The organism is Clostridium sp. 1001271B_151109_B4 (assembly GCF_015670405.1).
Lineage (GTDB): Bacteria > Bacillota > Clostridia > Clostridiales > Clostridiaceae > Clostridium.
Map to the genome: position 1 here is coordinate 24615 of NZ_JADPBQ010000014.1, position 13939 is coordinate 38553.

Below are 13939 nucleotides of genomic sequence, written 5' to 3' on the forward strand. Positions count from 1 at the left end.
TGACTAATTTAAGTCGGTAGTTGTTAATTGAAGCTTAAATAGAAACTCCTTCGGGAGTTTCTTAAATATTAAAAATAACTTATTTTCCCTTTCAATCAATGAGTAAATAAAGCTTTAAGACCAAAGAAAAATGCTACTAGCTTAAATTTGTTTATTATATTAGTAGGAGGATCCACATGAGAGAAAGTATAGAAATGCCCAAAGGTACATTTTATACAATTGTAGCAATATGTGCAGCAATTATAATGATGACATCTATGGAGATGTTAATTAAAGCTAAAGATACAAATTTATTTAATATGTGGTTATCCACTAGTAATTTAGGAGAAGATGCGCTAAGTCAAACAACAAAAGAATTATTTTCTACATATTTAAATGTATGTATATCAACATTCTTTATTAGAGTAATAACCCCAATGGCTATAGCTATTCACTGTTATTTTACTTTTACAAAACTTAGAGTCACTAAGCTATTTGTAGCAATATGGATTGTAATTATAATAGGTGCATTTGCATTAACATTTTTAGGAGAACAATTTTATTCAATTTTCTTTATCGGAAGTGCAATTGGTTATTTAGCTTTAATTTTTGCAATGATTTACTTAGGGAAGTGTATTAGAAATGTTAGAAGTATTTAATTATGAAGTTATTCAGAGGGTATAAAAGGAGGTAAAAAGGTTGAAAAAATTCAATAAGCATTTATATGATAATATTAATCGAGAGTATGATAGAAAAAATTTATACCTATATGAAGTTTCAGTTTTACAGGAAAAAATTGAGGCTGCAACTGGTAAAGAAAAAGAAGATTTAGAAAAGCAATTAAATGAGTTAGTAAAAAATAAGAAAGATCATCCTTATAATAAACAATTGGATGAATATAAGAAAAAAGAAAAAGATTTTTTAAAAGAAGTTAATAAAAAGGTGGAGGAGTATAAACCAAAAGTTGATACAGAATTACCTTCAAAAGTACAAAAGTTAGAATTAAGGTTATTTAAGGCTAAAGAGTTAGTTAATTTCTATAAGAATTATACTAAACTTACTTATGATGCTGAATTAATATATGAGCAATCAAAAATAGAAATTGCTCAAATACCACCAGTAATTGAATTTGCTAAAGAAGCAACAAAAGAATTGAAAGAAGCTCAAAATAAATTAACAAAAATAAGTTCAATAGATAATGAAAAGTTTAATTCTGAATTTAAAGAATTTAAAGATAATGAAAATAAGAAGTTACATGATAGAATTAGTGAAATTAAATCTAAGTGTAAGGAAGGTTTAATTTCTAGACAGGCTAAAGAAAATACAATAAAAGAATTAAAGAGAAGATACAAAGAAGCCATATTAGTTAAATCATTTGAATGTGAAAAAACATACAATGAAGAAATTATAAAAAATAAAAAATATGAGCTTTCAAAGACTATTAAACAAAAAATAAATACTGTTAACATTAATGTTGCAGATTTAAGAAGAGTTTATCCAGTTGAAACTGAAAAAACATTACCTTGGGTATCTTGGGTTACTTTTTTAATACCAGGACTTGCTCAAGTAGTGAATAAACAATATGTAAAAGCGATTATAATGTTCTTTGCAACAATATATATATATGCTATAGCTATTCCATATGCTTTAGGATATGGAAACTATAAAGGAGATGGGATTGCAGGCCTTATAACTTTAGCTGCTGATGGAGGCAGACTTGATAGATCGATTATTTTCATGATTGAAGGTATACTTGCAATATTCTTAGTATTAATCGGTATTTTCTTAATGTACGTATGCTTTAAGGATGCCAATAAGGTTGAAAAAGATACAATTAAAGGAACGAGATTTAGAAGTTGGGTTGAAACTAAACAAACTTTATTTGAAGATGGATTCCCTTATTTAGTTTTATCACCGGCAGCTATAATTACTATATTTATAGTATGTATTCCAGTTGTTACGACAATTCTTTTATCATTCACAGGTATGGGGCCAGACACTCAAGCTAAATTTGGGTGGGAAGCATTAAAGAACTATAAGATGATCTTCTTAGGTCAAGGTATGGTTGGTTCTATATTCTGGAGAATATTAGGATGGACAATAATTTGGACTATTGGAGCTACAACTTTAGCAATTGCTTTAGGATTTATTTTAGCAATAGTTCTTAATAATGACAGAATTAAAGGAAAAGTATTATTTAGATCAATATACCTTTTACCATGGGCAGTACCTGCATTTATTTCTATACTATTCTTTAGTATTTTATTTGCTGATGGTGGAACTGTAGTTAACTCATTGAGGAATGTTTTTGGACCAAACTTCTCAATAAAGAATGATACATTTACTATAAGACTTACATTAATTTGTATTCAGGCTTGGCTTGGTAGTGCATATATCTTCTTACTATCTACAGGAGTTCTACAATCTATAAATGCTGAGTTGTATGAAGCTGCTGATATTGATGGAGCAACAAGCTTTAAAAAATTAACTAAAATAACTGTACCGCTAGTTTTATTCCAAACAGCACCACTTTTAGTTGGACAATATACATTTAACTTTAATAACTTCAGTATTATAGCTTTATTTAATAATGGAGGACCATTTGATCCAAGTAAATATGGACACTTAGCAGGTTCATCAGACCTTTTAATATCTTATATATATAAATTAACAATGAATAGCCAATATCAAGCTATTGGAGCAACAATTACTGTTATTATTTCAATAGCACTAATAATAATTGCATATATAGGATATAAAAATACAGATGCATTTAAGAGGGGGTAGTGATGATGAGTATATTTAAAAAGAAAAAAAATGATTTATATCTTTCTGATAAACAACCTCTTACTGTTGGAGGGAAAATTGCACTTGGTATATCATATGCATTCTTAATATTATGGTCAATAATGGTAATAGTACCAATCGGACAAATTATAATATCATCATTTAATGGAGAACAAGTAAATAGACTAATAATTGGGGGAAAATTTAGTTTCTCATTAAAACACTTTAAAACATTATTTGAAGATACGCTTTATTTAAAATGGATGGCTAATACCTTATTTGTAAGTATTACGACAGCAATATTAGTAATATTAATAGTATCATTTACTGGATATGCTTATTCAAGGTACAGATTTAAAGGTAAAAAAGCATCTCTTATGACAGTTATGCTTATTCAAACAATACCAACATTTGCAGGAATTACAGCTTACTTTACAATGTATTCTATTGCATCAGATATAATGCCAGGTCTTACAAGACAAATGATGCTTATATTAATATATGCTGGTGGAGGTATAGCTGGTAATACGATAATTCTAAAGGGATATTTAGATTCAATATCTACAGAACTAGATGATGCAGCTAAGATAGATGGATGTTCTAGTATGAAAATATACAGACTTATTATAATGCCAATTGCAAGACCAATGCTTGCAATAATAGGTTTATGGTCATTCATAGGACCATTTGGTGATTACTTATTACCAAAAGTATTATTAAATTCATCGTCTGATTATACGTTAGCAGCAGGGTTACAAACACTTATAACAGATGAACGTACTATAAATCAACCAGCGTTCACAGCCGGAGCACTTTTAACTGCAATACCGATAGTAATATTATTCGTTGTACTACAAAAACAATTAGTATCAGGTCTTTCAAATGGGGCTACAAAAGGATAGGATAGGAGATAGTAGATATGAAGGTAACATTAAACAATATTGGAAAGAAATATGAAAGCAGAGAAGATTTTACTTTAAGACATATAAATTTAGAAATAGAAGATAAGGATTTCTGTGTAATCTTAGGACCATCAGGATGTGGTAAAACTACATTATTACGTATGATTGCAGGTCTTAACTCTATAACAGAAGGAGATTTAATATTTGGTGAGAAGAGAGTTAACAAGCTTGCATCAAAGGATAGAGATATAGCGATGGTTTTCCAAAGCTATGCTCTATACCCACATATGACTGTATATGATAATATGGCATTTTCATTATCAATGAGAAAAGAAAGAAAGAACGTTATTAATGAACGTGTTAATGAAGCAGCAAAATTACTTCAAATAGAAAAATATTTATATTCTAAGCCATCAGATATATCTGGAGGACAAAGACAAAGAGTTGCATTAGGAAGAGCAATTGTAAGAAAACCAAGTGTTTTCTTGATGGATGAACCTCTTTCTAACTTAGATGCTAAATTAAGAGAGCATATGAGAGTTGAATTAGTCAGAATTCACAAAGCTCTTGGAACAACATCTATTTATGTAACACATGACCAAGTAGAAGCTATGACTATGGCTACAAAGATTGTTCTTATGAATGATGGGAAGATTCAACAAGTTGGTAAACCATATGAATTCTATGAAAAACCACAAAATATGTTTGTTGCTAGATTTATTGGATCACCTACAATTAATATGATAAAAGGTAAAATAGAAGGAAAGAAATTCATTTCTGAAGATGGATTAATATCTATCAATCCTTCAGAAGCTGATTTAAAAGCTTTATCAAATTATGAAGGTAAGGATATATATTTAGGAATTCGTTCTGAAAGATTTGTTGGAGATTCTGATAAAGATACATTTGAGTGTACAGTAGATGTTATTGAAGTTTTAGGTAAAGAACAAACTCTTTATGTTAAATTAAAGAGTGGCAAGGACCTTGTAATAACAGTACCTGGATATCATCAATATGAAGCTGGAGAAAAGCATAAGTTTGGATTTGATCTAAGTGCATTACATTTCTTCGATGCTGAAACTCAATTAAGAATTAATTAATAAGAAATAGTAAAAACTATAATAAAACCATAATATTCTAAAGTTGGAACTAAACCCGATAGTTCCAACTTTTTTTTATTTTTAATAACAAAGTATATTTTCTATTTAAACATGATATTGAAAACATAGAGTACTTATTTAAATACGAAGAGAATATAGTTTATAAGGGGAATTATAAAGAAAAATATATATATGAGGGGATATAAAGTGTATGAGTGGCTTTGAGATTGTTACAGGAGTTTTTGGTGGACTAGGTTTATTTTTATATGGTATGAAATTAATGAGTGATGGACTTGAAAACGTTGCTGGAGAAAAGTTAAAAGGTATATTGGAGAAAATAACTAGCAGTAAAGTTATAGGAGTACTTGTTGGAACTATTGTAACAGCTATTATCCAGAGTTCTAGTGCTACTACAGTAATGGTAGTTAGTTTTGTTAATGTTGGATTAATGACATTAACTCAAGCTACAGGAGTTATATTAGGTTCAAATATAGGTACAACAATTACTGCTCAAATGGTTAGTTTTAAGTTAGAAATCATAGCACCAATATTTATAGGCGTAGGTTCTATAGTTATGATGTCTGCAAAGAAGAAAAGAATAAAGGATTTAGCATATATTGCTTTAGGATTTGGAGTATTATTTATGGGCATGGGACTAATGTCCTCTTCACTTAAACCAGTATCAAATTTACATATATTTAATGAGTTTATTTCTGTAATAGGAAAAAATCATTTTCTTGGTGTATTAGTTGGATTAATTATGACTGCAATATTACAAAGTTCATCTGCAACTACGGGTATTTTAGTAGCATTAGCAAACACAGGAAATATAGATATTAATGTAGCATTTCCAATAATATTAGGGTGTAATATAGGAACTTGTATTACTGCAATATTAGCAGGATTGACAGCAAATAGGACAGCAAAGAAAGCCGCGTTATTGCATTTGTCATTTAATATATTTGGGACAATTTTATTCTTACCATTTTCAGATAAGGTAGTTACAGTTGTAAATTATTTAACTCCAGACAATGTAGCAAGGCAAGTTGCAAATGCACATACTATATTTAATATTGTAATAACAATTTTTATATTACCAATATCAAAATATTTTGTAAGATTAGTTAATCGTATATTGCCAGATTATGAAAGTAAAGAAAGTTATGGAGCAGTTTATTTAGATAAAAAACTTTTAGAAACACCAATAGTAGCTAGCGGACAAGCTATTAAGGAAATAATAAGAATGGCTAATAAGGCAAAAGATAATTTAGAATTAGCTATGGAGGTATTTTTAAATTGGAATGAGGAAAAAATGAAAAGAGTATATGATAATGAAAATATTATTAATACATTAGAACGTGATATAACTGAGTATTTAATAGAATTATCACAACATAATTTGCCAGAGGAGAATGCTAAATTAGTAAGTAAAGCATATCATACTATTAATGATATTGAGAGAATAGGAGATCATGCAGAAAATATAGTTGAACTTGCTATTCAAAAATATGAAAAAGATATTACTTTGTCTAATGAAGGTGATAAAGAGGTACGACAATTATTTGAAGTTACTTTAAAGTCTATAAGTATTGCAATTGAATCTTTTAAATCTAATGAAATAAACAATGGGGATGAAGTAGAAAAAATTGAAGAAGAAATAGATAGTTTAGAAAAACAATTTAGAGAAAATAATATAAATAGATTAAGTGCGAAAACATGCTTAGCAGATGCAGGAATAATGTTTTTTGATCTTTTATCTAATCTAGAAAGAATAGGTGACCATGCTAATAATATTGCCACTGTAAAAGAAAAGCCAAGTCATAAAATTGATACAGAATTATGCTAATAAAGGAGTTTTATTTATTATAAAAGGCTATGCTTTGATTTTTTTATAAAGCATAGCCTAGTTTTTAAATAAATAAGTTTTTTATATCATTAATTTTTTTAGTAGCTAAATCATAACCATGGTTATAGTTAGCTTTAAGCTTATTAACATCTTTTTCAAAGCTTTCTAATGAAAATTCAGGTCTTAAAATAAGTGCCTTTCCTTGACTTTCAAGTTCTTCACAAAATCTTACTATTTCATTATAATTATCATGACGATTTAAGAGAGCATCTTTTAACTTAGGATATTTACTATTAAGTAATTTTGCTACGATAATATTCTTTTTGCTTAATTCTTTTTTATATCCTTTTGGTTGAGTTAAAATTATTAAATGCTTATCATTACCATCTTCAATTGCTTTTTTTATTGGAATTGGATCACAAATCCCTCCATCATAATATTCATTTCCATCAATCTTAATTACAGGAAAAAATATAGGTAAAGCACATGTTGCTCTTAGCATAGTGGCTTTATCATCTAAATTTTTACCATCTAAATATTCTGTTTTACCTGTTTTAGCATTAGTAACTCCCACTAAAACCTTACCGGGATATTTCTTATATGTATCCATATCAAAGGGAATTAATTTATTTGGTATTTCATCAAAAACAAAATCAAGTCCAAATAAACTTTTGCATTTCAAGAAATTCCTATATCCTAAATAACGTTTATCATTTCTGTATTTGGTAACTACTTCAAGGTTACGTCCTTTTTGTTGAGAGATATAAGAGACTCCATTAGTTATTCCGGCAGATACACCTATGCAATAAGGAAAAGTAATATTATTGTCAAGTAATGCATCCATAACTCCCGCGCTAAAAATGGGTCTAAGAGTTCCACCTTCTAAAATTAAACTAGGCATAAAGCAGCTCCTTTCAATAAGTTCTTATTTAGTAATTATAAAACAAAATAAACTGTAATACAAATATTGGGATAAAGTTTGCTATATAATGATAATAAATATTTATATTTAATATAAGTTAAGAATAGTTTATAATATAAAGAAAAGTATAATAAATTTCAATTAATAATTGTTGGAAGTAGAAAATTAAAGAAGGAGTATTTCATGTTTTTTATAGGCATATTTGGCATAGATAATAAGCTTAAGGATATTAAAGCATTAAATAATTTTTGCTGTAAAAATTGTAACATTTTAAGTGGAGCGAGGTTAATAAAATCTTATACTTTCTTTCATTTTTTCTTTATACCAATATTTAAATGGAATGAAGAATATTACGTGATTTGTAATGATTGTAACTCTTCTTTTAGTATTCCTAAAGAAAAAGGGAAAGCTATTGAAAGAGGGGAAGATATAGAAATTTCATATTGGGATTTAAAAGATAATAATATAAATGATAATTATTTAAAAAAGCGATGTCCAAAATGTAATAGGGAATTAGAAAAGAATTTTGATTATTGCCCATATTGTGGAGAAAAAATAAAATAATCTTTTCTATATGTGAAGAAAAGATTATTTTATTAGTTATGACAATGGAACAAGCAGAGTATGAAAAGAGATGTTTTAGAGAAGGCAATAAGTAAGAGGGTTAAAAAGTATTATTTAGTAAAATGGAGCTATATTATATAGAATATAGTTCTATTTTTATGAAATATATTATAAAAAGTCGAAAAATGTATTATAATGAAAGATAAGGTTAATAAAATATACGTTGTTGAGTGGAGATAGCAATGAAGAGAAAAATAATAAGTAGTATTATAATAGTTATTTTGATAGGTGCTGGAGCTAGTTTATTAATAGCAAGTAGACCTAAGAATATAATAATAGAAGTAGATGGTAAAGTTATTGAAAGTAAAACAAAGGAAGCTAATGTTGGACAAGCAATAGAAGAAGCTAATGTTGAATTAAATGTTAATGATAAATTAAATTATGATATTGGAGATAAGATTAAAAACAATCAAGTAATAGTAATTAATAGGGTTGAAACAAAACAAGATGAGATAATTGAGGAAATAGCTTTTAATGAAATAGTTGTTAATGACTATAAAACTAAAGTTGGGGAAAGTAGGATCATTTCAGAAGGGACTGAAGGTGAGAAAAAAATCACTTATACAGTAACATATGAAGATGGTACTGAAGTTAATAGGCAGATTACAGATGAGGAGATAATATTGGAGCCTACAGATAAAGTAGTAGCACAGGGAATTTTTGATCCAAGTAGTTTAACTGTTTGTGTAAATAGGAAAAGTACACTATCATCCGATTATAAACCTACAGATCTAGTGCTACCAGATGTAAGATCAGTTAATAGCAGTGATAGAATATATATGAGAAAAGAAGCAGCAAGTGCATTAGAAGAATTATTCAAAGCTGCTGAAAATGATAATTATTATTTATATGCTGTATCAGGATATAGATCTTATAGTTATCAAAAAAGTATATATAATCCGTATAGTGGATATTCAGCGCCTCCAGGGGCAAGTGAGCATCAGTTAGGGTTAGCTATGGACATAACATTAGCTAAATATAATGGGACGTTGTCAGTTGATTTTGGTGATACAAAAGAAGGGAAGTGGCTTAGAGAAAATGCTCATAAGTATGGATTTATAATTAGATACCTTGAAGGTAAAGAAGATATTACAGGATATAAGTATGAACCGTGGCATCTTAGATATTTAGGCGTTGATTTAGCTACAGAGTTATATGAAAAAAATATTACTTTAGAAGAATATTATGGTGATTATTAGAAGTTTTTTTATACGAATAATTAAATATGGTAAGGCTTTAAAAGTATACTAATTATATTTGAAAAAAGGTTAGTACAGAGTATGAAAGTTAAGATAAGTTTTATTAATAAAAGTATTAAATATGTAAAAAAACTAAATTATAGGTATAGAATTGAATAAAATCTAGAAAGGGATTTAAATGAAAATTTTAGTAGCTTAATAAGAATATTTGTCCTATGAATTATTATATATTTTAATAACAATAATTTATAGGAGGAAGCTTGTGTATTGTAGAGAATGTGGACAACTCATAAGTAATGAAAGTCCTAAGTGTACAAATTGTGGAACTGAAAAAGGGTTAGGAGATAATTATTGTTACAAGTGCGGATCGATAATAAAGAAGCATGATTTGGAGTGTTGTGAATTTTGTGGTGCTGACTTAAATGATAATAGATATGCCGCAAGAGAAAATGTAAAAAGTAAATTAATAGCAGTATTTTTAGCACTATTTCTAGGAGGAATGGGGATTCATAGATTTTATTTAGGGTATGTTAAAATAGGAATAGTACAATTATCATTATGGATTTTAGGATACTTTACAGGTGGAATAACTTGGATTATTGCGGAAATATGGGGATTTGTAGAATGTATTTTAATTTATATTAATAAACTTAAAGACTCAAATGGTAATGATTTAGAGTGAAAAAGAAAAAATACTGAATGTATATTGAAAAGGTAGAAATTTTAAAAGGTGAAGCAGGTAAACTTGCTTCACCTTTTATTTTATATAGTAAAAAAATAGGTTAACGTCTTCCACGGCCAGGGGTTCCCATATTACCACCACCAGGTACACCAGAATTACTGCCACCGGTTGTTACACCACTTTGAGATACATTACTTATAGTGCTAGAAAGAGTAAAGGAAGTAATTTCAGTACCGCCACTAGTAGTACCATCAGTATATAATCCATCAGTAGATGTACCAGTAGATGTACCCCCAGAGTAAGCACTATAAGTTTTACCAGTTTCTAATTCAGGAGATGAAATAATAACAGATTGATATGACTTTGATGGTGCAAATGAAATTATGTCTTCACCAGATTCAGATTTAATAGTTAATAAGCTATTTGCTGATCCATTAACATATACATTAATTGAATTTTGTGTTGAAGAAGTACTTGGATTTTGTGCCATTCCAGAGCCTCCAGCTGCAATTAAAATACCACCGTTAATATTAAAAGTTGAATCATAGTCTAAGGCACCATTTCCATTATCTTGTGGTCCATTTACTATGACTGTACCATCATTTAGTTCAATTGAACCATTAGCATCAATACCATCACCAGCAGCATCAACATAAACATATCCACCATTAAAGTTTATTTGACCATTTCCAGAAGAAAAGCTATTTTGACCAGGTCTTCCACTTGTTGAAGAAGAGTCATTCCCACCAGATGCGTTTATTCCATCATCACTAGCAACTAAATGAATAGTACCTCCATTAATATTTATAGTTGTACTTTCTATTCCTTCATAAGATTTACTTATATTTATATCTCCACCGTTAATATCTAAGGTTGTATCAGAGTGAACACCATCATCACCAGAAGAAATATCAATAGTACCCCCATTAATTACAACACTATTGTTAGAATGAATTGAATCGTCAGAAGAATCAATTGTAAAAGTACCACCATCTATAGTTATTGTATTAACGGCTTTAATTGCTTTGGCACTGCTAGTATCAGTAGTAGAACTTGAGCTGCTACTAGAGCTAGTGCCAGTGCCCCATCGGCCCCATCCACTTTGATCATTGCTACTCTTAGAGCTACTATTTGCACTTCCACCACCAGTAGTAATGTTTATAGTTCCATCAGATATATTTACGTTGCTTTCAGCTTGTATTCCATCATTAGTTGAAGTGATATTTAAAGTACCACCTTGAATATCAATATATCCTTTTTCTGTATCTTCAGCATTTGTAGATTTTAATCCATCTCCAGAAGCATTAATAGTGATATTTCCATCTTTTATAGTAATAGAATCTTTACCCATTAATCCATCATCAGCAGAAGTAACTGTAATATTACCACCAGTAATTTTTAAATCATCTTTACTTGTAATACCGTTATTATAATTAGCATTAACTGTTAGGGTACCATTTCCTCTAATAGTTAAATCATCTTTACTAAATATTGCAGCATTAGGTTCATCTGTAGTAGAGTCTTCAAACACATATGAATCACTATCAGTTACAGTGTTAGTTGTATCATCTGGTAAGACTAAGATTGCATTTTTTGCAGCTTGAACATATATAGGTGCACTGTCATTAGAAGTAATATTTACATTGTTAAGTATTAAATATACATTTTCTTCAGATACACTATTAACAATTATTTGGGCATCAGAAGAAGTACCAGTTATTTCATATACTCCGCCAGATGTAATAGTTACTTTATTATCAGAGACTGTAGCGTCATTTCCGCTTACAGCAATTGAACTATCTAAATTAATAGTACAAGTAACTTCACCAATATCCTCGTCTAATTCTAAATCGGAATTTGCAACTGTATTTGTAGTTTCTTGAACAGTAGTATTTGTATCGTTATTAGCATCAGTTGTAGTTGTTGTCTTTGAGCAAGCTATTGTACTACTACATAAGGTAACAACAGTTAATAATATAATAAACTTTCTCTTCATAATTTCCTCCAAAATCATTTAAGTAATAATTTTCTATTCATAAGAAAATTACTTAAGCTTTAATTTAATATCATACTTATAAAATCATATTAACAATAAAACCTTAAATTAATCTTAAGTGAGACTCCAAATCTTCGATTTGGTCAGACGAACTTACACCCCAGGCGTAAGTGAGACTCCAAATTTTCAATTTGGTCAGACGAACTTACTCATCCGAGTGAAGGGAGGAGGAGTTTCCTTTTTTGTTATTAAGTTTTCATAGAAAATTTTTTGTTTATAGAAATTATTTATTTTTACTAAAAAAATTATTTACTATATAAACATAAAGGAAAATGTAAAATTCAAGAGCATAATTGTAAAAAATAGTTTAAATATAAAATTCTTTTAAGATTTTTTTAAGGTTAGGATTTTATAATGACATTAAGGATTTTAAATAATACGTTTTGGGAGGTATTTTTATGGCAATAAAATCATTTAAGAGATACGAAAAAAAATATCTGTTAAATCAAAGTCAATATGATGAGCTTATAAAAAGAATAAGTGAATATATGGATGCAGATGAGCATTGTAAAAATGGTAATAACTATAGTATTTATAATATTTATTATGATACTTTTGATAATCAAGTCATTAGACATTCAATAAATAAACCCTATTATAAAGAAAAGCTTAGATTAAGAAGTTATAAAACGCCAGTTAGTAAAGAGGATAAAGTATTCTTAGAAATAAAGAAAAAAATAAATGGTGTGGTAAATAAAAGAAGGGTAGTTTTAACACTAGGTGAAGTTCAGGATTTCTTAAATAAAGGAATTAGGCCTCAAAAAGATGATTATATGAGCAATCAAGTATTAAATGAAATAGAAAATTATTTGGAAAATAATAATGTTAAGCCTAAAGTTTATATAAGTTATAGTAGAAAAGCTTTCTTTTGTAAGGCAGATAAAGATTTTAGATTGACATTTGATTCTAAAATAATTACAAGAAGAGATAATTTGGTATTAGAAGCTGGAAATTTTGGTGATGAACTTTTAGAACCAAATCAATATTTAATGGAAGTAAAAATATTAGGAGCAATTCCTTTATGGTTAGTAGAAATCTTTTCGGATTTATCTATATATAGTACAAAGTTTTCAAAGTATGGAAATGAGTATATGAGGTATTGTTTAAATAAAAATAAAGAAAATGAAATGAGGAGAGTAAAAATATGTTAGAAACGATAATATCATCGACGAATGGAGAGTCATTTACATTAGCAAATGCATTATTAGTTATAGGTTCATCAATAGTATTGGGGTTAGTAATAAGTTTAGCTTATATGTATACTCATAAGAAAGAGGGGTATGCCCCTGGATTTACAATAACATTAATAATGTTACCAGTTATAATTGCAATAATAATTCTTTTAGTAGGTAATAACGTAGCAAGAGCATTTAGTTTAGCAGGTGCATTTTCAATAATTCGTTTTAGAAGTGCCCCTGGAGATCCTAAGGATATATCTTATATATTCTTTACTTTAGCTGTAGGTCTTGCGTGTGGTATGGGTTATATAGGATATGGTGTTATAGTAACTGTGATCTTATGCATCATCATGATTGTTTTAGATAAAATAAAATTTGCAGTTCCAAAGACTAAGAATATGAGATTAAAAATATTGGTGCCAGAAGATTTAAATTATGAAGGCGTTTTTGATAAAATTTTAGATAGTTATTCAACTAATTGGGCTACTGAAAGCGTAAAAACAAAGGATTTTGGTGCATTATTTGAAATATCTTATAAAATTCATTTAAAAGAAGGTGTAAGCCAAAAGAAGTTGATAGATGAATTGCGTTGTAAGAATGGAAATTTAACAATTGCATTAACATCAGCTGGATTAGAAGAAAAAGTTTATTTATAGTTATAATT

The 13939-nt window shown here is 28.5% G+C and carries 12 protein-coding genes; 10 read left to right on the top strand and 2 right to left on the bottom strand.

What is annotated here, in order from left to right; translation table 11 throughout:
• Positions 1 to 176 precede the first annotated feature (176 nt).
• From I4V63_RS10575 to I4V63_RS10595, 5 genes are all read left to right on the top strand, one after another.
• A complete protein-coding gene (locus I4V63_RS10575) occupies positions 177 to 638 on the top strand; it encodes a hypothetical protein (RefSeq protein WP_196001222.1) in 462 nt (153 codons plus the stop codon).
• A 40-nt stretch (positions 639 to 678) separates the two neighbouring features.
• Positions 679 to 2766 carry an ABC transporter permease subunit gene (locus I4V63_RS10580; RefSeq protein WP_196001223.1) on the top strand — a complete coding sequence of 696 codons (2088 nt, stop codon included), beginning with the start codon at positions 679 to 681 and terminating at the stop codon, positions 2764 to 2766.
• A gap of 2 nt (positions 2767 to 2768) precedes the next feature.
• Positions 2769 to 3668: a sugar ABC transporter permease gene (locus I4V63_RS10585; RefSeq protein ID WP_243280485.1), complete on the top strand. Its 900-nt coding sequence runs from the start codon at positions 2769 to 2771 to the stop codon at positions 3666 to 3668.
• Positions 3669 to 3685: 17 nt separating this feature from the next.
• A complete protein-coding gene (locus I4V63_RS10590) occupies positions 3686 to 4768 on the top strand; it encodes an ABC transporter ATP-binding protein (RefSeq protein WP_196001224.1) in 1083 nt (360 codons plus the stop codon).
• Positions 4769 to 4979: 211 nt separating this feature from the next.
• Positions 4980 to 6614, top strand: coding sequence for a Na/Pi cotransporter family protein (locus tag I4V63_RS10595; RefSeq protein ID WP_196001225.1), 1635 nt, complete (start codon positions 4980 to 4982; stop codon positions 6612 to 6614).
• Positions 6615 to 6678: 64 nt separating this feature from the next.
• Here I4V63_RS10595 and I4V63_RS10600 read toward each other — a convergent pair whose 3' ends face one another.
• Positions 6679 to 7515, bottom strand: coding sequence for a patatin family protein (locus I4V63_RS10600; RefSeq protein WP_196001226.1), 837 nt, complete (start codon positions 7513 to 7515; stop codon positions 6679 to 6681).
• Positions 7516 to 7719: 204 nt separating this feature from the next.
• On the opposite strand from I4V63_RS10600, the gene I4V63_RS10605 reads away from it, so the two are divergent.
• From I4V63_RS10605 to I4V63_RS15815, 3 genes are all read left to right on the top strand, one after another.
• Positions 7720 to 8100 (top strand): zinc-ribbon domain-containing protein, encoded by a 381-nt coding sequence (locus I4V63_RS10605; RefSeq protein WP_196001227.1) that lies wholly within the window; start codon positions 7720 to 7722, stop codon positions 8098 to 8100.
• Between the two features lie 242 nt (positions 8101 to 8342).
• Positions 8343 to 9359, top strand: coding sequence for a D-alanyl-D-alanine carboxypeptidase family protein (locus I4V63_RS10610; RefSeq protein WP_196001228.1), 1017 nt, complete (start codon positions 8343 to 8345; stop codon positions 9357 to 9359).
• Between the two features lie 262 nt (positions 9360 to 9621).
• The gene (locus I4V63_RS15815) at positions 9622 to 10041 is read left to right on the top strand and encodes a TM2 domain-containing protein (protein ID WP_196001229.1); all 420 of its coding nucleotides are present in this window, start codon (positions 9622 to 9624) and stop codon (positions 10039 to 10041) included.
• A gap of 100 nt (positions 10042 to 10141) precedes the next feature.
• On the opposite strand, the gene I4V63_RS10620 is transcribed toward I4V63_RS15815, so the two are convergent.
• Positions 10142 to 12037, bottom strand: coding sequence for a carbohydrate-binding domain-containing protein (locus I4V63_RS10620; RefSeq protein ID WP_196001230.1), 1896 nt, complete (start codon positions 12035 to 12037; stop codon positions 10142 to 10144).
• A gap of 458 nt (positions 12038 to 12495) precedes the next feature.
• On the opposite strand from I4V63_RS10620, the gene I4V63_RS10625 reads away from it, so the two are divergent.
• A complete protein-coding gene (locus I4V63_RS10625) occupies positions 12496 to 13248 on the top strand; it encodes a polyphosphate polymerase domain-containing protein (RefSeq protein ID WP_196001231.1) in 753 nt (250 codons plus the stop codon).
• The gene (locus tag I4V63_RS10630; RefSeq protein WP_196001232.1) at positions 13242 to 13931 is read left to right on the top strand and encodes a DUF4956 domain-containing protein; all 690 of its coding nucleotides are present in this window, start codon (positions 13242 to 13244) and stop codon (positions 13929 to 13931) included. The genes I4V63_RS10625 and I4V63_RS10630 overlap by 7 nt, the downstream gene beginning before the upstream one ends.
• The last annotated feature ends 8 nt before the right edge of the window (positions 13932 to 13939 follow it).

What these genes read in the sequence shown, in the direction of transcription:
- I4V63_RS10575 (WP_196001222.1), top strand. Translation starts at nt 177, where the DNA reads ATGAGAGAAAGTATAGAAATGCCCAAAGGTACATTTTATACAATTGTA.
- I4V63_RS10620 (WP_196001230.1), bottom strand. Translation starts at nt 12,037, where the DNA reads ATGAAGAGAAAGTTTATTATATTATTAACTGTTGTTACCTTATGTAGT.
- I4V63_RS10585 (WP_243280485.1), top strand. Translation starts at nt 2,769, where the DNA reads ATGATGAGTATATTTAAAAAGAAAAAAAATGATTTATATCTTTCTGAT.
- I4V63_RS10590 (WP_196001224.1), top strand. Translation starts at nt 3,686, where the DNA reads ATGAAGGTAACATTAAACAATATTGGAAAGAAATATGAAAGCAGAGAA.
- I4V63_RS10605 (WP_196001227.1), top strand. Translation starts at nt 7,720, where the DNA reads ATGTTTTTTATAGGCATATTTGGCATAGATAATAAGCTTAAGGATATT.
- I4V63_RS10625 (WP_196001231.1), top strand. Translation starts at nt 12,496, where the DNA reads ATGGCAATAAAATCATTTAAGAGATACGAAAAAAAATATCTGTTAAAT.
- I4V63_RS10595 (WP_196001225.1), top strand. Translation starts at nt 4,980, where the DNA reads ATGAGTGGCTTTGAGATTGTTACAGGAGTTTTTGGTGGACTAGGTTTA.
- I4V63_RS10610 (WP_196001228.1), top strand. Translation starts at nt 8,343, where the DNA reads ATGAAGAGAAAAATAATAAGTAGTATTATAATAGTTATTTTGATAGGT.
- I4V63_RS10600 (WP_196001226.1), bottom strand. Translation starts at nt 7,515, where the DNA reads ATGCCTAGTTTAATTTTAGAAGGTGGAACTCTTAGACCCATTTTTAGC.
- I4V63_RS10630 (WP_196001232.1), top strand. Translation starts at nt 13,242, where the DNA reads ATGTTAGAAACGATAATATCATCGACGAATGGAGAGTCATTTACATTA.